We start from the raw sequence: 22,893 nt of genomic DNA, 5'->3' as shown, positions 1-22,893 counted from the left end.
GTGATGAAGTCTGTAGGGAAATTCCCGAAGTGCCCAGCCCTTCGCTAGCCAAATGGCTAGAAAGGTGAAGAGATAGTCTACACAACGATCGAAAGACGTTGCGGCATGGCAAGCCAACCAACAACCACAAGGAGTATTACAATTGCTCCGTTAATAAAGCAAAAAGAGACCTTAGGTTTGCTAAGGTCTCTTTTTCTATTTGATAGACGTAGTCGAAAATCGCCATCACTTACCGTAATAATCGTAATTTATTTTTTTACACGTTCCCCTTTGTTCAGAAGAGCAATAAATACTTTATGTTTTTGCTTTTTTGCCGATATTATGAGTAGAAGTCAATTTCTTAATACGTCTGTTAGGAGTGTTTCATGTGAACAAAAAGCGAACGGCAAAAATGTTAGTTCCGCAGTATATGCATTCGTTTCGATGTATTGGTGGGGAATGTGAGGATACGTGTTGCGTAGGTTGGAATGTATGGATTGATCGAGACACATATAAAAAATATAAAAAGACAACTCATCGTTTGTTTGCTGAAAATGAACAAGTGATCAAAAGAAATAAAAATAACACATCAAAATTTGATTATGCAAACATTCGAATGAACGAGAGTGGTGCATGCCCATTTCTCTCAGAAGAGAAGCTTTGTCGTATACATGAAGAGTTGGGAGAGGACTTTTTATGCTCCACATGTGCCATTTATCCACGCACATTTAATTTAGTTAACGATGTAGTGGAGAAAAGTGGTACATTATCTTGTCCGGAAATTGCACGATTGGTGTTGCTAAATCCAAATGGAATTGAGTTCGATGAAATAGAAGGAGAAGTAGAAAAAAAAGCTGCTTATCACTCTGCACTTCATTTAAATAATGAAAAAGGGGTAAGAAAATATTTTTGGCCGATTCGTGTCCTATGTATTCAAATTTTACAAGATAGAAGACTTTCTTTGGAGGAACGTCTCATCGTATTAGGAATGTTTTTGAAAAAAATTAGTGAAAACAAGGATCATATTGACGTTATGTTTGAACAAATTTGTCAATATACTTATCAAATGTTGGATGACTTATTCGTCAAACAGCATATAGCTACCCTTCCTAAAAAGCTAGGTATTCAACTTTCTATTTGTCAACAGCTTATCGAAATTAGAAAAAAGATGGGGCTTCAAAACAATAAATATGTACAATATTTAGAACAAATGATTCAAGGATTTGGTGGCAGTGATAACATTGAGCGAATGGCAGAGTGTTATGAAGAGGGGATTACGAAGTATTATGAGCCATTTATGAAAGAAAAAGGCTATATGTTAGAAAACTATTTGGTCAATTACGTGTTTAAAAATTTATTTCCAATTGACAAAGAAGATGTATTTGATAGTTATGTCATGATTGTTGTTCATTATACGTTAATTAGGTTACATTTGATTGGAATTGCTCGTTTCCATCGAGGGCTCAATGAGCAATTGGTGGTGATGTTGATTCAATCCTTTTCTAAAACAATTGAACACAATAAGCAATATTTAAAGACAGTATTAGATATACTGCGTGCAAATGATATAAATAGTATGAGCTTCATGACTGTACTTATAAATAGTTGATCTCATATTTTTCGGAAACGAAAACAGTTCAATGAGGTGAAATATTGAAAACATTAGCTCTAGTGATGATTGTAAAAAATGAAGAAAAACATTTAGCCCGCTGCTTACAAAGCGTTCAACATATCGTTGATGATGTTATTATTGTTGATACAGGCTCTACTGATGGGACAAAAGATATCGCTTGTTCATTTGGTGCAAACGTGTTTCATTTTGAATGGGTAAATGATTTTTCAGCAGCACGCAACTATGCGCTTATGCAATCGACGTGTGATTGGAATCTCGTGTTAGATGCAGATGAGTATATTGTAAATGACTGTAAACATATCATTCGACATTTTATTGAAACGAATGAGAGAACGATTGGGCGAATTAAGCGAATAGATGAATTTGTGCAAAATGGGGAGAAAAGATATGCACAGAGTTACTTATCGCGCCTTCTCCCTAAAGGTGTCACATATGTTGGGAAAATTCACGAACAAGTCGATTCACCTTTTCCGCGCAAAAATGTTGATGTGGAAGTGTATCATGATGGATATGTTTACACAAATAAAACGGAACGCAATTTACAGCTACTGTTGGAAGAACTAAGTCAACATCCGACAGATGATTATGTTTTATACCAAGTTGGTAAACAATATAAGTTATTGATGCAATTCAACGTTGCGGAAAAATATTTTGAGGAAAGTTATCGCCTTGTACCGCTTGGGGCATGGTATCGTCATAGTTTAGTCATTGATTATTTATATACATTGATCGCGAATCGTTCGTTCGAAAAAGGATTACAGGTCATTGCACAGGAACAAAAAAGGCTACATGATTCCCCTGATTTTCATTTCGTATGCGGGTTATTTTATATGGATGCGATGTTTTACAATATGGAGCGATACGCGTATGTATTTTCGTCCATCGAGCGATCTTTCATTCGCTGTTTAGAAATTGGTGAGACGGATAAATACGATCGTGTCCGCGGAACAGGTAGCTTTTTAGCGGCTTATAACCTTGGCGTTTTTTACGAAGTGACAGGACAAATGGGGAAAGCGATCCATTTTTACAAACAATCAGCACACGAAGGATATGAAAAGGCGAGTGAGCGATTAAAGGTATTGAGACAGTAGTAACCATGTTGATGGATTTTTAGTGTATTTAGCCTCTCTAACGAACGAGAGGTTTTTTCTTTTCCCCCTTCAAATTTCCCTTCTTCCATCCGATATAAACAGTAGGAACGTATATGCAAAGGAGCGAACGGTGATGATTGAACGAATTTCTTCTTCTCTTTCTTCCACATATATGTATGAAAAAACGGTGAGCGAAAAAACGACAGAACGCCCAGCAGAACAACCGAAACAAGAGCAAACCACTTTACAACAACTAAACGCAAAACAAGAAGAAGATCGTATTTCAAAAGAAAAACTTGAAGAAATCGTCAAGGGAATGAACGAATTTTTACAACCGAGCCATACGTCGTTAAAGTTTAACGTGCATGAAGATTTAAAAGAGTATTACGTCCAGCTTATTGATGAACGAACGAAAGAAGTCGTGCGCGAAATTCCACCGAAAAAGCTGTTAGATATGTATGCAGCGATGATGAAATTTGTCGGTTTAATTGTTGATCGAAAAATTTAGGAGGTGACACATATGAGCATGATGCGTATAGGTGGATTGGCAAGCGGTATGGACATCGACAAAATCGTTGGCGATTTAATGAAAGTGGAGCGTGCGCCAATTGATAAATTAAAACAAAAAAAGCAATTACTTGAGTGGCAACGCGATGCATATCGCGATATGAATCGTTTACTAGACGCATTAGATAAACATATTTTCGACGGCGTGATGCGCCAAAGCACGTTTTTGCAGAAAAAAGTGACGAGTTCGAATGAAAACGTTGTGACAGCAACTGGGACTCCGTCTGCTGCGAACCAAACGGTAGAAATTAGCAATATTACACAACTTGCGACAGCGGCAAGATGGACGTCTCAAAATACGATTAATATAAGTGCGAATGACCAGTTGAGCACATTATTTTTAGGTACAGAGGTAATGCCAACTTCTTTACAGTTTAAAGTAAAAAATCCAGGTAGCAGTGTTGAAGAAACGGTTACTATCTCACTTGACCCAAGTAAGGAAACATTGAGTACGTTGATTTCAAAATTGAATCAAGATACTAAATTAGGCGTTCGTGCGTTTTATGATGATTTTACACAGAAAATGGTCATTACTAAAAATCAAACGGGCAGTGGATCTTCTATTGAAGTTACAAGTGGTGCGGAGCTTTTCACTAAATTAGGATTTAACCTAGATATACAGGTTGATGCAAGCGATCCATTAAATGTAATCACGAAAACGTTTTTACAACAAGACGCGGGAACAGGTCAAAACGCCAAATTTACAATTAACGGTCTTCAAACAGAACGCACATCGAACACATTTACAATTAACGGCATGACATATACATTGAAAAATACGCATGCAGGCACGGTGACGATTACATCTTCAACAAACACCGATGCGATTTTTAATTCGATTAAATCATTCGTTGATAAATATAATGAAACGATCGATGAAATCAATAAGAAGCTAAAAGAAACGCGTTATCGCGATTATCAGCCGCTTACAGATGAACAGCGCGAGAAGTTGACGGAAAAGCAGGCGGAAAAGTGGGAGGAAAAAGCGAAAAGCGGCATTTTGCGCGGTGATTCGATTTTGTCAAACGCCCTCTCTAGCATGCGCCAAGCACTTTATCGAAAAGTGGATGGAGTGGCGGACGGATTTTCTCAACTTGCACAAATTGGCATTACAACGACGCCAAACTATTTAGAAGGCGGAAAGTTAATTATTGACGAAGCGAAACTAAGACAAAAAATTGAAGAAAATCCAGATGCGATTTATCGTCTATTTAGCAACAACGGTGAAGGAAATGCGAAAGGGATTGTCCGCCAACTTCGCGATGAAATTAAAAAGACGATCAAAAGTATTGAAGATAAAGCAGGAAATACGTTAAAAGCTACGAATCAGTATATCATTGGAAAAAGTATTATTGACATTGATACGCGCATTAGTGCGGCCGAAGATCGGCTAAAACGAGTAGAAGATCGCTACTGGAAGCAGTTTTCCGCGATGGAAAAAGCAGTGCAACGTGCAAACTCGCAAAGTATGTATCTCATGAATGCCTTTGGCGGTGGAGCACAATAATTAGGAGGTTGAAAGATGAACCCATATCAATCATATCAAACAAATGCGGTGCAAACAGCGTCACCGGGGGAATTGACGCTTATGCTTTATAACGGTTGCCTAAAGTTTATTGCGCAAGCGAAGAAAGCGATCGAAGAGAAAGATATTGAAGCGCGCAATACAAATTTATTAAAAGCGCAAAAAATTATTCAAGAGTTGATGGTGACGCTCAATATGGAATATGAAGTAGCCAAATCGATGATGACGATGTATGACTATATGTATCGTCGTTTAGTTGAAGCAAATATTAAAAGCGACATCGCGATTTTAGAAGAAGTTGAAGGATATGTCAAAGAGTTCCGTGATACGTGGAAGCAAGTGATTCAACTAAATCGTCAACGTCAATACGCGCAAGGCGGTCACGTGTAATGAGCGTTGTTTCGGAGCTTTTGGGCATAACAAAGGCAATGGTTGAATTGCTTCGCGAGCCGATTGAAAAAGAAAAACGTGATGCGGTGATTGAACAAATCGAGGAAATGCTTGAGAAGCGGGAACAGCTTCTCAAGCAACTGCCTGCAACGTTAACGGAAGAAGAAAAGAAAATGGGGAAACAGTTGCTTGCGTTAGATCGTGAGACAAACAATCTTCTTCGGCAATTTAAACAACAAATCCAGCAAGACTTAAAGCAAATTAAACAAACAAGAGAAGCGGTCGATCGTTATGACGACTTGTACGATTCGTTAGCGAGCGACGGCATGTTTTACGATAAAAGAAGGTAGGTATCATGATGACTCAGTTAACTCCAGAACAATTGACGGTCGTTCGTCACTATGCAGCGCTATTGGACACAATTGAAGAAGGATTTCATTACGTAATTGAAAGTTTTTCCAATTATGGGCGTACGCAAGGGGATGTTGTGCTTGCGGATATTTTTACAGCGTTCGGTCAAATTGAACAGACAAATGAGCGATCGCTTGCACATTTTTTCGCTGATGATGTCGCACTATTGAATGAGCTACAACGATTTTCCGCCGTCGTAGAAGAGGCGTGGAAATTAGACGGAAAACTACACGATCCAAACGCAAAGAAGCAAATTGTTGAAAAATATGTAGCGCCAGCGTTTGAAGCGTGGAAAGTAAGCATGATGCAACATCTTCGTCCATATGTTGAACAATAAGAAGAGGAGGGCAGACAGCTCTCCTCTTTGTCATATATTAACATATTCACAAAAACGGGTGCTGTTTAAAATGCTTCTACAATGGTGACGTTTACTTCTTTTCGCAAGTCGATTTCAAATGGTGATTTTAGCGTTTCACCGTTTGGGTTTTGTAAAATACGAACGACAGGACGAAGCGGATATTCTGGGAAAATGTTTGAGACGACGCCTCGGTATCCTGTGTTGAGTACAATGTTTGTGCCAAGCGGGTAAATGGCGACGTATTTTAAAAACGTTTTAATGAGCTCGTAATCAAACAGCGTGTTGCCAGCTGCGCATAAATATTCGGCCGCTTCGTGTGGCGAATGTTGTTGGCGATGATCGCGCGGTGAAGTGAGCGCATCGAACACGTCTGCGATCGCAATAATGCGCGCGAATTCGTGAATGTATTTGCCGGCTGCTTTGTGCGGGTAACCGCTCCCGTCAAAACGTTCATGATGTTGTAAGGCACAGTAAGCGGAAGATGGTGAAATATTATTTTGCTTTTTCAATAGTTCAAATCCAAATTCCGTATGATGTGATATAATTCGGCGTTCCTCAGGGCTAAGAGGCCCTTTTTTCGCCCAAAGTGCACTCGGAATTTGCGTCATGCCGATATCAAATAAAAGCGCCCCAACACCTAAATCGAGCAATTGTTGCGAGGAATAACCTTTCGCTAATCCGATGACACCTGCGATCGTTGCGACGTTGACCGAGTGATGAAAAAAATATCCCTTTGAAATAACAAGGTCGGATAAGTTAATGAGCAAGTTTTCCCTGCTCAATAAGTAGTCTAAAATTTCTTTAAATATTTTTTGATATTCTTGCCCGAGATCTAGCGAAGATACGCGTTGAACAGCTTTTTGTTCTTCGATGAGTTCCGTCATCGTTTCGTACACTTTTTTTACGGCTTGTTGTCGTACAACCGGGCTAATCGTTGGCTTTTCCTCAATGTCAAATGTAAAAATGTCGTGAATATAAATATGACGAATGCCGTTTTCGCGCAATCCGCGAATGTATGAGTCGGTCAGTTTGACTCCTTTAGCAAGCAAAACGGCACCGTTCGGTCCGTAAATATCGACGGCGAGCACATCGCCACTTTTTGCTTCAAATATATGCACTTTGCGCATGCGATCACACCTCAGCAGAAAAATACGAACGCTTTTTCATCATCTATAAATTATAGCATAATTATCCATCATTTTGTTCATCATTTTTTCACAAAAAATGTGACGATTGAGGAGGAGTTTTGTAGGGAATTGTAGAAATAAGTAATCAACCTTTCATAAAAGGAGGAACAGCGTATGAAATACAACATTCGCGGAGAAAACATCGAGGTTACACAAGCGATTCGAGAATATGTCGAGAAAAAAATTGGGAAGTTAGAACGTTATTTTGAATCAACGGAAGGAGTTACTGTTCACGTTAACTTAAAAGTATATAACGATAAACAATCGAAAATTGAAGTAACGATCCCAATGCCACAAATTGTATTGCGTGCGGAAGAGCGCCACGACGATATGTATGCGGCAATCGATTTGGTTGTCGATAAACTCGAACGCCAAATTCGTAAACATAAAACGAAAGTGAATCGAAAAATGCGTGAAAAAGAAGTAAACGGTGTGACGCTTACAACAACTGCTCCTGTCGCAACAGAAGAGCATGAGGAAGAAGAATTTGAAGTTGTACGTACGAAGCGTTTTAGCTTAAAACCGATGGATAGTGAAGAAGCGATTTTACAAATGAATATGCTTGGCCATAACTTTTACGTCTTTATTAATGCGGAAACAAACCGCACAAACGTCGTTTACAAACGAAAAGACGGCAAATATGGCTTAATTGAAGCGAACTAATCCTACCGCCCTCTGTCGACATAAGACAGAGGGTGGTATAATGTGAAAGGGGGTGAAAAAAGGTGGAAGCAATCTTACGTGAAATTTTAGGGAAGTTGACGAGTATTGAGAGTCATTTTTTGCAATTTCAACAAGAAGTGCGCGAAAGATTTGCGCAAATTGATGAGCGCTTTGCCCAGATCGATGAGAGATTTAAGCAAATTGATGAAAGATTTGCCCAGATCGATGAGAGATTTAAGCAAATTGATGAGCGCTTTGCGCAGATCGACGAAAGATTTGCGCAAATTGATGAAAGATTTGCCCAGATTGATAAACGGTTTGCGCAGATTGACGAGCGGTTTGCTAATATGGAAAGTCGGTTAGATGCGCTTGAACAAGAAATGAAAGAAACAAATGAGCGCATCAGTCGCCTGGAGGAAGAGATGTGCGATGTCAAGAAACGTCTCGAGCATGTTGAAACACAGCTAAGCGACGTAAAAGAAACAGTGCAACGTTTAGAAATTCAACTAGCCGACGATGTGCGCACATTACTGCAAAACATTTATAAAAAGATCGACGAAAAAGGATTTGAAATTTACGCCCTCAACAAACGCTTACTCAGAGTCGAAGCCTCTATCGAGCAACTACAATCGCAAGTGTAATCCAGCGAAGAAGCTGGTTTTTTCTTTTTTCCCATCCCCTTTTCCGTATGAGTTGTCACCTTTTCTTGTAAGTGATATGATGGTAATTAGCGACTATATAAGCAAGGGGCGTTTTTGTATGCTTGGAATGTTAAAAAAAGTGTTTGATCCGAATAAACGACAAATTGCGCGATTAGAAAAAATCGCGAATGAAATTGATGCGCTCGGTCCGCAAATGGCGCAGCTTTCTGATGACGAATTGCGTCAAAAAACAGAGCAATTTAAAGCTCGTCTTGAAAAAGGAGAAACGCTTGATGATTTGCTTGTTGAAGCGTTTGCGGTTGTTCGCGAAGCAGCAAAGCGCGTGCTTGGCATGTATCCGTATAAAGTGCAATTAATGGGAGGCATCGCGCTTCATGAAGGCAACATCGCTGAAATGAAGACTGGGGAAGGAAAAACGTTAACCGCAACGATGCCTGTCTATTTAAATGCATTAACAGGAAAAGGCGTCCATGTCGTGACGGTAAACGAGTACTTAGCTAGCCGCGACGCGAACGAAATGGGCAGATTGTATCAGTTTTTAGGCTTATCTGTCGGACTAAATTTAAGCAATATGTCGCGCGAAGAAAAACAAGCGGCTTACAACGCCGATATTACGTACGGAACGAATAACGAATTCGGTTTCGATTATTTGCGCGATAACATGGTGTTATATAAAGAACATATGGTACAACGTCCGCTTCATTATGCGATTATTGACGAAGTGGACTCGATTTTAATTGATGAAGCGCGTACACCGCTCATTATTTCAGGTACAGCGCAAAAGTCTACAAAATTGTACATTCAAGCGAATGCGTTCGTTCGCACATTAAAACGGGATGTCGATTATACGTACGATGAAAAAACGAAAAGCGTGCAGCTCACGGAAGAAGGAATGAACAAAGCAGAGCGCGCGTTTGGAATCGATAACTTATTCGATTTAAAACATGTGACGTTAAACCATCATATTAACCAAGCATTGCGTGCGCACGTTGTCATGCAGCGCGACGTCGATTATGTCGTTGAAGACGGAAAAATCGTCATCGTTGACCCGTTTACCGGTCGCCTCATGCGCGGACGCCGATATAGCGATGGGCTTCATCAAGCGATCGAAGCAAAAGAAGGGCTTGAGATTCAAAATGAATCGATGACGCTGGCGACGATTACGTTCCAAAACTATTTCCGTATGTACGAGAAGCTTGCGGGGATGACGGGAACAGCGAAAACAGAAGAAGAAGAGTTTCGCAACATTTACAATATGCAAGTTGTCGTCATCCCGACAAATAAACCAGTCATTCGTGATGATCGTCCAGACTTAATTTATCGCACGATGGAAGGAAAGTTTCGTGCAGTTGTCGAGGATATTGCGGAACGTCATGCGAAAGGACAACCTGTCCTCGTCGGTACGGTGTCGATTGAAACGTCTGAATTGTTGTCAAGCATGTTAACGAAGCGCGGCATTCGCCATAACGTATTAAATGCGAAAAACCATGCGAAAGAGGCAGAAATTATCGCCCAAGCAGGTCAAAAAGGTGCGGTAACGATTGCGACGAACATGGCAGGACGCGGAACGGACATTAAACTTGGCGAAGGTGTGCGCGAGCTTGGCGGTTTAGCGGTCATCGGGACAGAGCGTCACGAAAGTCGCCGCATCGATAATCAGCTGCGCGGTCGTTCTGGTCGTCAAGGAGATCCGGGGGTATCGCAATTTTACTTGTCGCTTGAAGATGAACTGATGCGTCGCTTCGGTTCAGAAAATATGATGGCGATGATGGATCGTTTAGGTATGGACGATTCACAGCCAATTCAAAGTAAAATCGTTTCAAAGGCGGTTGAGTCGGCACAAAAACGTGTCGAAGGAAATAACTTCGATGCACGTAAACAACTATTGCAGTACGACGACGTATTGCGTGAACAACGCGAAATTATTTATCGTCAACGTTTCCAGGTGCTTGATTCAGAAAACTTGCGCGATATTGTTGAAAAAATGATTCAATCGGTCATCGAGCGCGTCGTGCGCATGCACACGCCAGAAGATGAAATGCCAGAAGAATGGAACGTGCAAGCAATTGTTGATTATGTGCAAGCGAACCTTCTTTATGAAGGGGATGTGACGATTAACGACTTGCGCGGTAAAGATCCGGAAGAAATGATTGAATTCATTTGGAATAAAGTGCGCGCACGTTATGACGAAAAAGAAAGCCGCATTCCAGCCGAGCAAATGCGCGAGTTTGAGCGCGTCATCGTCTTGCGTGCTGTCGATATGAAATGGATGGAGCACATTGATGCGATGGAACAGCTGCGCCAAGGTATTCATTTGCGTGCGTACGGTCAAATTGATCCGTTGCGTGAATATCAAATGGAAGGATATGCGATGTTTGAAGCGATGATCGCTTCCATTGAAGAAGAAGTCGCACGTTACATCATGAAAGCGGAAATCGAAAACAACCTTGAGCGACAAGAAGTGGCAAAAGGTGAGGCGGTCCATCCGAAAGAAGGCGAAGAAGTGAAGCGCAAGCCGGTGAAAAAAGCGGTGGAAGTTGGTCGGAATGATCCGTGCCCGTGCGGAAGCGGAAAAAAATATAAACATTGTTGTGGACGATAAGTGAGGGACTTTTCCCTCGCTTTCGTTATGTTGCGTTCGTGATGACGTTTGAATACAATAATGGTTGAGGTGAATGACATGATCGATTTAGTAGAAATTAAGCAAGAGCTTGAGAAAATGGCTAAGCGATTAGCGGATATTAGGGGGTCTCTTTGACCTCGAAACGAAAGAAGCGCGCATTGAACAGCTAGAAGCACAAATGGCTGCCTCTGATTTTTGGGACGATCAAAAAGCTGCACAAGCGGTCATTAGTGAAGCAAATGCACTAAAAGATTTAGTTGGTGAGTTTCGTTCGCTTGAAGAGCGATTTGAAAATTTAGAAGTGACGTACGAGCTTGTTAAAGAAGAGCCAGATGAAGAATTGCAAAAAGAGCTCGTGTCTGAGGCGAAAAAATTATCGAAAGACTTTAGTGAATTTGAACTGCAATTGTTGTTAAATGAACCGTATGATAAAAATAACGCCATTTTAGAACTTCATCCTGGCGCAGGTGGAACAGAGTCGCAAGATTGGGCGTCGATGTTGTTGCGCATGTATACGCGCTGGGCGGAGAAAAAAGGATACAAAGTGGAAACGCTCGATTATTTACCGGGTGAGGAAGCAGGAATTAAAAGTGTCACGTTGTTAATTAAAGGGCATAATGCATACGGATATTTAAAAGCGGAAAAAGGCGTCCATCGCCTCGTGCGCATTTCACCGTTTGATGCTTCTGGTCGCCGTCATACGTCGTTCGTTTCGTGCGAAGTTGTACCTGAATTTGATGACAACATTGAAATTGATGTGCGTCCAGATGAAATAAAAGTCGATACGTATCGTTCGAGCGGTGCCGGCGGTCAGCACGTCAATACGACAGATTCGGCTGTACGCATTACACATATTCCAACAGGCATTGTCGTCACATGCCAATCAGAGCGTTCGCAAATTAAAAACCGCGAAAAAGCGATGAATATGTTAAAGGCGAAATTGTATCAAAAGAAATTAGAGGAGCAACAGGCGGAGCTCGCAGAAATTCGCGGCGAACAAAAAGAAATTGGCTGGGGAAGCCAAATTCGTTCTTACGTGTTTCATCCGTACTCGCTTGTAAAAGATCATCGGACAAATACCGAAGTCGGAAATGTGCAAGCGGTCATGGACGGAGAAATTGACGTCTTTATCGACGCATATTTACGTTCGAAATTAAAACAAGGATAAGGTGTCCGACATGGGCACCTTTTTGTGTATTGACCCCTGAAAAAAGAGCGTGATAATCTGGACATAACGAAAGGAGGGAGTAACATGGCAGTAGACAAAAAATTGCTCCATGAGATGATTGAACAGTTAAACGAATCCGATCAACAATTAGCCTACGAATTTTTATTGCATTTACTGCAAAAAGCAAAAAAAGATCATAAATGGTGGGATGAAATGGAAGAAGTAAGCGAAGAAGAAGCGTTGTTAACAGAAGAAGAAAAACGCCAGTTACAAGGAGATGAAGGATATGTGACTGGTGGTGATGCAAAACGTGAATTTGGCTTACAAATTGATTTACCGTAAGGAAGCGGTAAAATTTCTTGCTAAGCAGGAGAAAGAAGTACAAGAACGGATAGCTATAGCGTTAAAAGGATTGCTTTACATTCCTCCTCAAGGAGACATTAAAAAAATGAGAGGACACCAAGGTTTGTACCGTTTACGTGTTGGCACATACCGCATTCTTTTCCGCATTGATCACCACGAGCAAATGATTTACATCGAGGCTATTGGAAATCGAGGAGATGTATATTAACTTCACTATATTAAATCATTATTGCGTTAATTCGATGTCATTTACTTCCTATATCGGGCATGCTATACTCACGAGGGAAGGTGAGAAGCATGCGAAAAAGAAGCAACATAACAAATCCATTTGTTGAAAAAGTGCTCGAATACGTATACATTCTTGTCGGCTCGGCTGTTGTGGCCGTTGCGTTCAATTTATTTTTACTTCCGAATCGTGTTGCATCAGGTGGGGTAAGCGGCATCAGTACGATTTTACATGCGACGCTCGGTTGGCAGCCAGCATACGTACAATGGGCGCTTAACATTCCGCTATTTATCGCAGGTGTGCTATTGCTTGGAAAGCAGTTTGGTGTAAAAACGTTAGTCGGTACCGCCTTTTTACCGTTTGTCGTTTATTTGACACATGACGTGGCACCGGCAACGCACGATCCATTGCTTGGGGCACTGTTTGGCGGCATTGGCGTCGGCGTAGGACTAGGCATCGTTTTCCGTGGTCGCGCATCGACAGGTGGAACAGATTTAGCTGCTCAAATTATTCATAAATATACAGGTTTATCGTTAGGGACGTGCGTCATTTTAATTGATGGTTTAATCGTTTTAACCGCAGCGTTTGTGTTCGATTTAGAACGGGCGCTATATGCATTAATTGCGTTATTTGTAACGAGTAAAACGATTGACTTTGTCCAAGTTGGTTTTGGCAATTCAAAAATGGCGATGATTATTACAACGAAAGAAGAACAAGTGCGGGAAGCGATTTTGCATAAAATTGACCGCGGTGTGACAAAACTACATGCATACGGTGGATATACAGAAAAAGAGCGCACGATGCTTATGTGCGTTGTGGCACAAAGCGAGTTCACAAAATTGAAACAATTAGTGAAAACCATTGATCCGTCTGCATTTGTCGTCGTTATGGATGCAGCGGAAGTGCTTGGCGAAGGATTTAAACGTGCCTAACGTAAAAACGATGCGATATAATAGAAGTGTATGAAAATGTTGACAAGGGGGATTTCGTATGAAGAAGAAGCTACTTAGCTTATTTGCTGGCACAGCGATCATTTTGGCTGCCTGTGGCGGAGGGGATAGCGCGAGCGAGAAACCAGCCAACGGTGGCGGGGATACAGCTTCAGCCGCAGAAGCCGCTTACAAAAAATCATGTGCAAGCTGCCATGGACAAAACTTAGAAGGTGGCGTTGGTCCTGCACTTGATAAAGCAGGTGGAAAATTTTCGCAAGAAGAAATTAAAGATATTATCGCAAACGGTCGCGGCGGTATGCCAGGTGGTCTACTCCAAGGCGACGATGTCGATAAAGTAGCGGAATGGTTAGCAGCGAAAAAATAAAGAGGATGCCAATGGGAGCATCCTCTTTTCGTTTGTAACACTCTTGAAATATAACTGTAAATAAAATTCGCCCCCTTTTTGTCGGAAATGATGATATAATGGACGAGGTAAGAATTTTGCAGGAATATGTAGAAAAACATCGAATACTTAGGTGGTTGCTTATGATTGAAATGCAAGATGTATATAAAACGTATCCGAACGGAGTCATTGCATTAAACGGAATTTCCGTTCGTATTAAGCAAGGAGAATTTGTATATGTCGTCGGTCCGAGCGGCGCTGGGAAATCGACGTTTATTAAAATGATGTATCGCGAAGAAAAGCCGACAAGCGGAAAAATTATGATTAACGGTGTCAACTTAGCGAATATAAAAGACAGCAAAGTGCCGTTGCTTCGCCGAAACATCGGAATCGTCTTTCAAGACTTTAAGCTTCTTCCCAAGTTAACCGTATATGAAAACGTCGCGTTTGCTTTGGAAGTTATTGAAGAATCGCCAAAAAACATTCGCAAGCGCGTCATGGAAGTGCTTGACTTAGTGCGGCTAAAACATAAAGCGCGCTTTTATCCAGATGAATTATCGGGCGGAGAACAGCAGCGCGTGTCGATTGCGCGTTCGATCGTCAACAATCCGTCGATTGTCATTGCCGACGAACCGACAGGAAATTTAGATCCGGATACATCGTGGGAAATCATGGACATTTTCGAGCGCATTAACGATCGCGGAACAACGATTGTCATGGCAACGCATAACCGTGAAATCGTCAATACGATTCGCAAGCGCGTCATTGCGATTGAACGCGGGAAAATTGCGCGCGATGAAGTGAAGGGGGAATATGGCTATGAAACTTAACACCCTTCGCCGTCATTTTCGTGAAAGTTTAAAAAGTCTCGGACGAAACGGTTGGATGACGTTTGCGTCCATTAGTGCTGTCACGGTAACGCTTTTGCTTGTTGGCGTATTTCTTGTCATTATGCTCAACATTCAACATATAACGAAACAAATTGAGCGCGACGTCGAAATTCGTGTGCACGTCGATTTAAGTGCGACAGAAGCAGATAAAGATGCGCTCAGAGCGAAGTTAGAAGCTCTTTCTGGCGTCGAAAAAGTGACGTATTCATCGAAAGACGAAGAATTGCAAAAGTTGATTGAAAGTTTCGGAGAAGACGGAAAGTCATTCCGCTTATTTGAACAAGATAACCCGTTAAGCGATGTATTTATCGTAAAAGCGAAAAATCCGCTTGATACAGAAAAAATTGCAAAGCAAATTGAACCGTTGCCATCTGTCGGCAAAGTGAAATACGGAAAAGGGCAAATTGAAAAACTATTTGCCGCAACGAAAACGATTCGCAATGTCGGATTAGCGCTTATTATCGGGTTGTTATTTACAGCGATGTTTCTCATCTCGAACACCATTAAAATTACGATTTTTGCCCGCCGTCGCGAAATCGAGATTATGAGATTAGTAGGCGCGACAAACGGATTTATTCGCTGGCCGTTTTTCCTTGAAGGGCTATGGCTCGGCATTTTCGGTTCGATCATTCCGATCGCTATCGTTCTTTCCGCTTACTCGTACGTATTTGACTTGTTGTATCCAAAGTTGAAAGATACATTTTTTCAACTTCTCCCGTTTTATCCGTTTGCATGGCAGCTGGCAGCTGTGCTCGTCTTATTAGGAGCATGCATCGGTATGTGGGGAAGCATGATGTCAGTGAGACGATTTTTAAAAGTATAGAAAGAGAGAGGGGTTTACGGTGCGAAACAGATGGGGAACGATCGTGGCAGTCGTGATGCTGTTTACAAGTGTTGCTGCGCCTGCATATGCGGTAACAAATCGCGACATTCAACAAAAAAAGCAAGAAATTAAAAGCGTGCAACAAAAACAATCATCGCTCGAAAGCAAGTTAGAGCAGTCGCAACAAGAAATTGAACGGTTAAAAGCAGAACAGAAAAAACTGGATGCGGAAATTAAAAAGCTCGATTTAGCGGTAGAAGAAACGAGCGCCAACATTCGTGCGAAACAACAAAACATTGAGGAAACGAAGCAACAAATTGTTGCGCTGAAAAAAGAAATTGAAGAAGTTGCTGCCCGCATTGAACAGCGCAATGAGTTGCTGAAAGAGCGCGCGCGTTCATTGCAAGAAAGCGGCGGTGTCGTGAGCTATTTAGACGTCTTACTTGGGGCGAAAAGTTTTAGCGACTTTATTGACCGTATGAGCGCAGTTGCGACTATTTTTGAAGCAGATCGTCAAATCATTAAAGAGCAAGAAGCAGATAAGGCGTTAAAAGAAGCGAAAGAACAACAATTAAACGATCAGTTAGTTAGCTTACAAAAACAGCTAACGGAGCTTCAACAATTAAAACAGACGTTGAATGAACAAATCGCGGCAAAAGAAAAATTAATGGCGCAGTTAAAAGAAGAACAAAAACATGAAGAAGAAAAACAACTCGCTTTAGAAGAAGAAAAAGAGTTGCTTGAAAAACAAGAAGCGGCAATGAAAAGCCAATTGCAAGAAATGATTCGCCGTCAAAAAGAGCAAGAAGAAGCACGGAAACGCGCATTAGCGAGTCGCGGTTCGTCTGAAGGCGATGGGGGCAGTTTGCCGCCTGTGTCAGATGGGGCGTTCATGCGCCCAGCAAACGGTCCAATTACATCGACATTTGGGCCGCGTTGGGGTGAATTCCATTACGGCATTGACATCGGTAAACGCGGTGCTAGCGTTCCTGTCGTTGCGGCAGCTGATGGCTACGTGTATCGCTCATACTATTCATCAAGCTACGGAAACGTTATTTTTATCATGCACTATATTAATGGACAAGTATATACGACAGTGTATGCTCATTTAGAATCACGTCTTGTTGGCGAAGGACAAAACGTCAGCAAAGGACAAATGATCGGCTATATGGGCAACACTGGTCGTTCGTTCGGTGCGCACTTGCATTTTGAGTTGCATCGCGGCCCTTGGAACGCATCGAAATCAAATGCAGTAGACCCACTAAAATATATTCCATTCTAAAGCACAGCTCGTTTGCTGTGCTTTTACGTATTGGTTGAGAAAATGGCGCGATCGGTGTAAAATAAATACATCTTTATCATAGTTATGAACGGTACAAGCTACTCATATAATGAAAATAAACAGGCATCGCACACGGTGTGATGCCTTTCATGTATCGAAGGGTGAGGAGGCAAACAATGAACAAAAAAACAATCGCAGCACTCATGGCTTTATCGATGTTGTTCGGTTCAGGAGTGACGTATGTCGGCATGCAGTCGCTTTCTTCCGATACGTCAACGATGACGATCAATATCCCAACGACAACGGAGAAGCCGGCGAATGAAGAGCTTCAAAAAATTGAACAAGCATACAGCATGATTAAACAAAAATACGTTCATGATGTCGATGACAAACAGCTCATCGACGGGGCGATTCAAGGAATGATCGCGACGTTAAAAGATCCGTATTCCGTTTATATGGATAAAGAAACAGCGGAACGATTTAACGAGTCGCTCGATTCTTCTTTTGAAGGAATCGGAGCGGAAGTAAGCATGGTTGACGGCAAAGTGACGATCGTTGCTCCGTTTAAAGGATCGCCGGCAGAAAAAGCCGGGCTCCGTCCGAACGATCAAATTATTAAAGTGAATGGCGAAAGTTTAGAAGGGCTTGATTTATATGAAGCGGTATTGAAAATTCGCGGGAAAAAAGGAACGATCGCTCGCTTAGAAGTCGTTCGACCGGGAGTAAGCGGCGTATTGACGATCGAAGTCGTGCGCGATGAAATTCCAATTGAAACAGTATATGCATCAATGAAAGAAGTAAATGGCAAACAAATCGGCTATATCGAAATTACATCGTTTGCGGAAAAAACAGCGGAAGATTTTAAAACGAAGTTAGCGGAATTTGAGAAAAAAGGCATCTCAGGGCTGGTCATTGATGTACGCGGCAATCCGGGCGGCTATTTACAAAGTGTGGAAGATATTTTAAAAGAGCTTGTGACAAAAGATAAGCCGTATGTACAAATTGAAGAGCGCGACGGCGATAAACAACGTTTCTTCTCAAATATGACGAAGAAAAAACAATATCCTATCGTCGTTTTGATTGATAACGGAAGCGCGTCAGCATCGGAAATTTTAGCGGCGGCGTTAAAAGAAGCGGGCGGGTATATGCTCGTTGGTGAAAACACGTTTGGAAAAGGAACAGTTCAACAAGCGTTGCCAATGAATGACGGAAGCCATATTAAATTAACGTTATACAAGTGGCTGACGCCAAATGGAAACTGGATTCATGAAAAAGGAATTGAACCGGATGTTAAAGTGAAACAGCCTGACTTTTTCTATGCGCATCCGCTTCAAATCGACAAGCCTTTAGCATATGACATGAATAACGAACAAGTGAAAAGCGCGCAACAAATGTTAAAAGGTCTCGGTTTTGATCCAGGGCGTGAAGATGGCTACTTTAGCAAACAAACAGAACAAGCCGTTCAAGCGTTCCAAAAAGCAAACGGTTTACAAGCGACAGGGAAAATTGATAAGCAAACAGCGAATATGTTGCAAACAAAAGTGATGGAAGCAGTTCGCGACGAACGATACGACGAACAATTGAAAAAAGCATTACAACTCATTGGAAAGTAAACAAACTCCCCCTCGCCTTCATAGGCAGGGGGAGTTTTTATAAAAAGAAGCTGATGATGCCGCGTCGTTTTTGTTTTGTTGGTTGTTCGATGATCGGTTCGGTTTGTTTTTGCCGTTCAAGTTCAACAATGCGTTGTTCGAGCTGTTGGATATATTGGAGCATTTCTTCCATTTCGCGTCGATGTTGCAGCAATTGAAAAGAGACGACGTCATCTGCTTTTTGTTCTATTTTTCGTTCAAGTTCATCGAGCCGTTGTTCTATGTGTTCTTTTTCTTCTTCATCCACGCCGAGAAATTTATATTTTTCTAATTGTTCGATCGCTTCGTTCGTAAATACATAATGTCCTGCTTCATTTTTTGTGCAAGGAATGTTATATTTTTTCACCCATCGTTGTACCGTTTTCGTCGACACCCCAAGACGCTTCGCTACTGCGCTCGTTTTTAACTCCATCGTTCCACGCTCCTTCCGATCATATATGAACAAACAGTTAGACACTTTTCATAAAATTCCTTGTTCGTTGACAAAACTAGTGTTCATTCGGCAAAGAAAGTGAATTTTCGTCAACCATAAACGTTTGAAATTTGTTACAATACAAAATAGACGATCGGAAAAAATGGAGATGATGGAAATGGAATGGGGAATGGCATGGCTGAAAGCGTTCGGAACGTTTTGGCTACAACCGTTATTATATTATGCGGTCATATTTGCATTGTTTATCGGCTGGCGTCGCGTGCAACGAGAACGGCGAGATTTTCATACGCGCGTGTACCGAACATCGCGTGAGTGGCGTGCCCTGATTCGCTCGCGCAGCTGGTTTGCGTTCATTTTTTCGCTTGTGACTGTTGGGGCTGGGGTTGTTCTCCCGAATGATACGCTCGTCTTTTGGACAATCGTCACGATCGTATGCAGTTTGTTTATGCAGCTTCGGTTGTTGTCGGCTGCATATGTCGGAAGCATCGTCATATTTACCGTTAGTTTTTTTGCGCAAACAGAGTGGGCGCAGCCGTTTTTTGCGCGTTTTTTCCCACACATGACAGAAACGAATGTGACAGCTGTCGCGTTTCTGATCGGGTTGCTTTTGTTTATCGAAATGTGGCTCGTTCATCGGGAAGGAGCAGAGCTAAGTTCTCCTCGTCTTGTGACGAGTAAGCGAGGGCTTGTGATCGGTGAACAGTTCGTTCAGCGGCTTTGGCTTGTGCCGTTGATCATCCCTGTGCCGGGGGATGGCGTGCAATCGTTTGCGGCGTGGTGGCCAATTATTTCTGGTGGCAATACGTATTCGTTCGTGCTCGTTCCGTTTTTGCTTGGTTTTTCACAACGTGTGCAAACGGGACTACCTGTCCATTTAGAGAAATGGACGGCAAAACGCATCGGTTGGTTAGCGTGTGTCGTCAGTTTATTGGCGATCGGTAGCTACTGGGTGAAGCCGCTCGCGATCGTTGCTGCAGTAGTAGCTATTTTATGGAGAGAATGGATCGCTTTATCCGCCAAGTTATATGAACAAAAATTTCCGCCATATTTTACGAAGCGAATGAGCGGACTTGTCATTTTAGGGGTGTTGCCGAACACGCCAGCGCATAAAATGGCGCTCTCAGTCGGGGAAGTAATTGTAAAGGTGAACGGTACCCCAGTCGCAATGGAAGATGAGTTTTACGCGGCGTTGCAACAAAATCGAGCGTTTTGTAAGCTAGAAGTACTAAACGAAAGCGGGGAAGTTCGTTTTGCGCAAACGGCTTTATTTGAAGGCGAACATCACGAACTCGGACTGTTATTCGTAAGAGATGAGGGATAGCTATGTGGTTTGTGTTAGCATTAATTGTACCGGCGTTGTTAGTCATTTTGTTTACGCGGGTTACGTATAACCATTATGTCGGTACGTTGCTTACTGTCGCTTTGTTAGTGGCGTCATACGTGAAAGGATATACGGATCAGTTGTATGAAATTGTTGCGGATTTGGCGTCGCTCATTGTCGGATTTTTATATGCAAAACAAATGGTCGAGAAACAAAAACAATCGTAAACCTGTCCAAATGGGCAGGTTTTTTCATAGAATATCTGTTCGTATTTTTCGCTTTTCGTTTCATTTGTATGGTACAATACGAAGTAGAAATGAAGTGGAGGGACCGTTGTGAGCACATTTCAATTAGTATCCGCTTATGAGCCGCGTGGCGATCAGCCGAAAGCGATTGAGAAGCTTGTCGAAGGAATTCAGCAAAGGAAAAAGCATCAAACGTTGCTTGGGGCAACAGGAACAGGAAAAACGTTTACGATTTCAAACGTCATTCAACAAGTAAATAAACCGACGTTAGTCATCGCTCATAATAAAACGTTAGCGGGTCAGTTATATAGCGAGTTTAAACAGTTTTTCCCGAACAACGCTGTTGAATATTTTGTTAGCTACTACGATTATTATCAGCCGGAAGCGTACGTGCCGCAAACGGATACGTACATTGAAAAAGATGCGAGCATTAACGATGAAATTGATAAATTGCGCCATTCCGCGACGTCTGCGTTATTTGAACGGCGCGACGTCATTATTATCGCAAGCGTTTCATGCATTTACGGTTTAGGTTCGCCGGAAGAATATCGTGAACTTGTCGTTTCGCTTCGCGTCGGTATGGAGATGGAGCGCGATCATTTGCTTCGTCGGCTTGTCGACATTCAATACGAACGAAACGATATTGATTTTCGTCGTGGGACGTTTCGGGTGCGCGGAGACGTCGTCGAAATTTTCCCAGCTTCTCGCGATGAACATTGTATTCGCATTGAATTTTTTGGTGATGAAATTGAGCGTATTCGCGAAGTAGATGCGTTGACGGGACATGTGATGGCGGAACGAGAACATGTGGCGATTTTTCCAGCCTCTCACTTCGTTACGCGCGAAGAAAAAATGAAACTGGCGATTGAAAATATTGAAAAAGAACTAGAAGAGCGGCTTCGCGAACTGCGCGAGCAAGGAAAATTGCTTGAAGCGCAACGGTTAGAACAGCGGACGCGCTACGATATTGAAATGATGAAAGAAATGGGCTTTTGTTCAGGTATCGAAAACTATTCGCGCCATTTAACGTTGCGACCGCCTGGTTCGACGCCTTATACATTATTAGATTATTTTCCTGACGACTTTTTAATTGTCATTGATGAATCGCATGTGACATTGCCGCAAATTCGTGGCATGTATAACGGCGATAAAGCGAGAAAAGAAGTGCTTGTCGAACATGGCTTCCGCTTGCCGTCAGCGTTAGATAACCGTCCGCTCACGTTTGAAGAATTTGAGCAAAAAGTAAATCAAGTCATTTACGTTTCTGCCACACCGGGTCCGTACGAGTTGGAACATTGTCCAGAAGTTGTCGAGCAAATTATTCGTCCGACCGGATTGCTAGACCCGACCATTGACGTGCGACCAATCGCAGGACAAATTGACGATTTAGTCGATGAAATTCAAAAGCGAATCGCTTGCAATGAGCGAACGCTTGTGACGACGTTGACGAAAAAAATGGCAGAAGACTTAACCGATTATTTAAAAGATATCGGCATTCAAGTCGCTTATTTGCATTCGGAAATTAAAACGCTTGAGCGCATTGAAATTATTCGCGATTTACGATTAGGTAAATATGATGTGCTCGTCGGCATTAACTTATTGCGAGAAGGGCTTGATATTCCTGAAGTGTCGCTTGTCGCGATTTTAGATGCCGATAAAGAAGGATTTTTACGTTCTGAGCGTTCGTTAATTCAAACGATTGGACGGGCAGCGCGCAATGCAAACGGTCATGTCATCATGTATGCCGATACGATCACAAAATCGATGGAAATCGCGATAAACGAAACGAAGCGGCGTCGCGCCATTCAAGAAGCGTACAATCGCAAGCATGGCATCGTGCCAAAAACGATTCAAAAAGACATTCCAGATGTCATTCGTGCGACGTTTGCTGCGGAAGAAAAAGAAACGTATGAAACAAAAGACGTTCGCCATTTATCGAAAGAAGAACGTATTGCGCTCATCGCCAAACTGGAACAAGAAATGAAAGAGGCAGCGAAAGCTCTTCATTTTGAACGGGCTGCTGAGCTGCGCGATCTCATTTTAGAATTGAAAGCTGGGGTGTAACG

General features: G+C 42.1%; 24 protein-coding genes. 22 read left to right on the top strand and 2 right to left on the bottom strand.

The features are described 5' to 3' along the window. The first annotated feature begins 367 nt into the window (after nucleotides 1–367). From fliB to ES017_RS07160, 7 genes are all read left to right on the top strand, one after another. Nucleotides 368–1,588: a flagellin lysine-N-methylase gene (gene fliB / locus ES017_RS07190; protein ID WP_055441497.1), complete on the top strand. Its 1,221-nt coding sequence runs from the start codon at nucleotides 368–370 to the stop codon at nucleotides 1,586–1,588. A gap of 44 nt (nucleotides 1,589–1,632) precedes the next feature. Beyond that, entirely contained in the window at nucleotides 1,633–2,703 is a 1,071-nt protein-coding gene (locus ES017_RS07185; RefSeq protein WP_240468856.1) for a glycosyltransferase family 2 protein, read from the top strand. A gap of 133 nt (nucleotides 2,704–2,836) precedes the next feature. After that, nucleotides 2,837–3,211, top strand: a complete 375-nt coding sequence (gene flaG, locus ES017_RS07180; protein ID WP_021093739.1) for a flagellar protein FlaG — start codon at nucleotides 2,837–2,839, stop codon at nucleotides 3,209–3,211. 12 nt (nucleotides 3,212–3,223) lie between these two features. Continuing rightward, a complete protein-coding gene (locus tag ES017_RS07175; protein ID WP_042894883.1) occupies nucleotides 3,224–4,777 on the top strand; it encodes a flagellar hook-associated protein 2 in 1,554 nt (517 codons plus the stop codon). 15 nt (nucleotides 4,778–4,792) lie between these two features. Continuing rightward, nucleotides 4,793–5,185 carry a flagellar export chaperone FliS gene (fliS, locus tag ES017_RS07170; protein WP_042535029.1) on the top strand — a complete coding sequence of 131 codons (393 nt, stop codon included), beginning with the start codon at nucleotides 4,793–4,795 and terminating at the stop codon, nucleotides 5,183–5,185. Next, the gene (gene fliT / locus ES017_RS07165; protein ID WP_021093736.1) at nucleotides 5,185–5,535 is read left to right on the top strand and encodes a flagellar protein FliT; all 351 of its coding nucleotides are present in this window, start codon (nucleotides 5,185–5,187) and stop codon (nucleotides 5,533–5,535) included. Before fliS ends, fliT begins: the two co-directional genes overlap by 1 nt. 8 nt (nucleotides 5,536–5,543) lie before the next feature. Then, entirely contained in the window at nucleotides 5,544–5,933 is a 390-nt protein-coding gene (locus ES017_RS07160; RefSeq protein ID WP_035062849.1) for a DUF8042 domain-containing protein, read from the top strand. A 65-nt stretch (nucleotides 5,934–5,998) separates the two neighbouring features. Here ES017_RS07160 and ES017_RS07155 read toward each other — a convergent pair whose 3' ends face one another. After that, nucleotides 5,999–7,081, bottom strand: coding sequence for an HD-GYP domain-containing protein (locus ES017_RS07155; RefSeq protein ID WP_021093734.1), 1,083 nt, complete (start codon nucleotides 7,079–7,081; stop codon nucleotides 5,999–6,001). Nucleotides 7,082–7,255: 174 nt separating this feature from the next. Between ES017_RS07155 and hpf the strand changes: the two genes are divergently transcribed. From hpf to ES017_RS07095, 12 genes are all read left to right on the top strand, one after another. Next, the gene (gene hpf, locus ES017_RS07150) at nucleotides 7,256–7,804 is read left to right on the top strand and encodes a ribosome hibernation-promoting factor, HPF/YfiA family (protein ID WP_021093733.1); all 549 of its coding nucleotides are present in this window, start codon (nucleotides 7,256–7,258) and stop codon (nucleotides 7,802–7,804) included. A 62-nt stretch (nucleotides 7,805–7,866) separates the two neighbouring features. After that, entirely contained in the window at nucleotides 7,867–8,445 is a 579-nt protein-coding gene (locus ES017_RS07145; RefSeq protein WP_021093732.1) for a coiled-coil domain-containing protein, read from the top strand. Nucleotides 8,446–8,563: 118 nt separating this feature from the next. Then, complete coding sequence (gene secA / locus ES017_RS07140) at nucleotides 8,564–11,068, top strand: preprotein translocase subunit SecA (protein WP_021093731.1); 2,505 nt, start codon at nucleotides 8,564–8,566, stop codon at nucleotides 11,066–11,068. A gap of 81 nt (nucleotides 11,069–11,149) precedes the next feature. Then, nucleotides 11,150–12,257, top strand: a protein-coding gene (gene prfB / locus ES017_RS07135) for a peptide chain release factor 2 (protein WP_108912075.1) whose coding sequence is annotated in 2 segments (ribosomal slippage) — nucleotides 11,150–11,221 and nucleotides 11,223–12,257 — 1,107 coding nt in all. Because the reading frame shifts where the segments join, the coding sequence is not laid out codon by codon here. Between the two features lie 84 nt (nucleotides 12,258–12,341). Further along, nucleotides 12,342–12,599: a hypothetical protein gene (locus ES017_RS07130; RefSeq protein ID WP_021093729.1), complete on the top strand. Its 258-nt coding sequence runs from the start codon at nucleotides 12,342–12,344 to the stop codon at nucleotides 12,597–12,599. After that, on the top strand, nucleotides 12,568–12,828 hold the full coding sequence (locus tag ES017_RS07125; protein WP_035062848.1) for a type II toxin-antitoxin system RelE family toxin: 261 nt from the start codon (nucleotides 12,568–12,570) through the stop codon (nucleotides 12,826–12,828). Before ES017_RS07130 ends, ES017_RS07125 begins: the two co-directional genes overlap by 32 nt. Nucleotides 12,829–12,917: 89 nt before the next feature. Continuing rightward, on the top strand, nucleotides 12,918–13,778 hold the full coding sequence (locus ES017_RS07120; protein ID WP_009362326.1) for a YitT family protein: 861 nt from the start codon (nucleotides 12,918–12,920) through the stop codon (nucleotides 13,776–13,778). 58 nt (nucleotides 13,779–13,836) lie between these two features. Continuing rightward, entirely contained in the window at nucleotides 13,837–14,163 is a 327-nt protein-coding gene (cccB, locus tag ES017_RS07115; protein ID WP_021093727.1) for a cytochrome c551, read from the top strand. A 161-nt stretch (nucleotides 14,164–14,324) separates the two neighbouring features. Then, nucleotides 14,325–15,011 carry a cell division ATP-binding protein FtsE gene (gene ftsE, locus ES017_RS07110; RefSeq protein ID WP_021093726.1) on the top strand — a complete coding sequence of 229 codons (687 nt, stop codon included), beginning with the start codon at nucleotides 14,325–14,327 and terminating at the stop codon, nucleotides 15,009–15,011. Beyond that, nucleotides 15,001–15,894: a permease-like cell division protein FtsX gene (gene ftsX, locus ES017_RS07105; RefSeq protein WP_041639043.1), complete on the top strand. Its 894-nt coding sequence runs from the start codon at nucleotides 15,001–15,003 to the stop codon at nucleotides 15,892–15,894. The genes ftsE and ftsX overlap by 11 nt, the downstream gene beginning before the upstream one ends. A 19-nt stretch (nucleotides 15,895–15,913) precedes the next feature. Then, nucleotides 15,914–17,176 carry a murein hydrolase activator EnvC family protein gene (locus ES017_RS07100; protein WP_021093724.1) on the top strand — a complete coding sequence of 421 codons (1,263 nt, stop codon included), beginning with the start codon at nucleotides 15,914–15,916 and terminating at the stop codon, nucleotides 17,174–17,176. A gap of 176 nt (nucleotides 17,177–17,352) precedes the next feature. After that, nucleotides 17,353–18,789: a S41 family peptidase gene (locus tag ES017_RS07095; protein WP_021093723.1), complete on the top strand. Its 1,437-nt coding sequence runs from the start codon at nucleotides 17,353–17,355 to the stop codon at nucleotides 18,787–18,789. Between the two features lie 37 nt (nucleotides 18,790–18,826). Here the strand turns inward: ES017_RS07095 and ES017_RS07090 are convergent, their stop codons facing one another. Next, a complete protein-coding gene (locus ES017_RS07090) occupies nucleotides 18,827–19,240 on the bottom strand; it encodes a MerR family transcriptional regulator (protein ID WP_021093722.1) in 414 nt (137 codons plus the stop codon). Nucleotides 19,241–19,418: 178 nt separating this feature from the next. Between ES017_RS07090 and ES017_RS07085 the strand changes: the two genes are divergently transcribed. The 3 genes from ES017_RS07085 (at nucleotide 19,419) to uvrB (ending at nucleotide 22,891) form a co-directional block, all read left to right on the top strand. Further along, nucleotides 19,419–20,582 carry a PDZ domain-containing protein gene (locus tag ES017_RS07085; protein WP_483296340.1) on the top strand — a complete coding sequence of 388 codons (1,164 nt, stop codon included), beginning with the start codon at nucleotides 19,419–19,421 and terminating at the stop codon, nucleotides 20,580–20,582. A 2-nt stretch (nucleotides 20,583–20,584) separates the two neighbouring features. Further along, the gene (locus ES017_RS07080; RefSeq protein WP_021093720.1) at nucleotides 20,585–20,809 is read left to right on the top strand and encodes a CsbA family protein; all 225 of its coding nucleotides are present in this window, start codon (nucleotides 20,585–20,587) and stop codon (nucleotides 20,807–20,809) included. Between the two features lie 108 nt (nucleotides 20,810–20,917). Continuing rightward, a complete protein-coding gene (uvrB, locus tag ES017_RS07075; protein WP_021093719.1) occupies nucleotides 20,918–22,891 on the top strand; it encodes an excinuclease ABC subunit UvrB in 1,974 nt (657 codons plus the stop codon). The last annotated feature ends 2 nt before the right edge of the window (nucleotides 22,892–22,893 follow it).

It is taken from the genome of Anoxybacillus sp. EFIL, from assembly GCF_013096955.1.
GTDB lineage: Bacteria > Bacillota > Bacilli > Bacillales > Anoxybacillaceae > Anoxybacillus > Anoxybacillus ayderensis.
The sequence above is the reverse complement of the archived record's forward strand: the minus strand, read 5'-3'. Positions and strand labels throughout refer to the sequence as shown.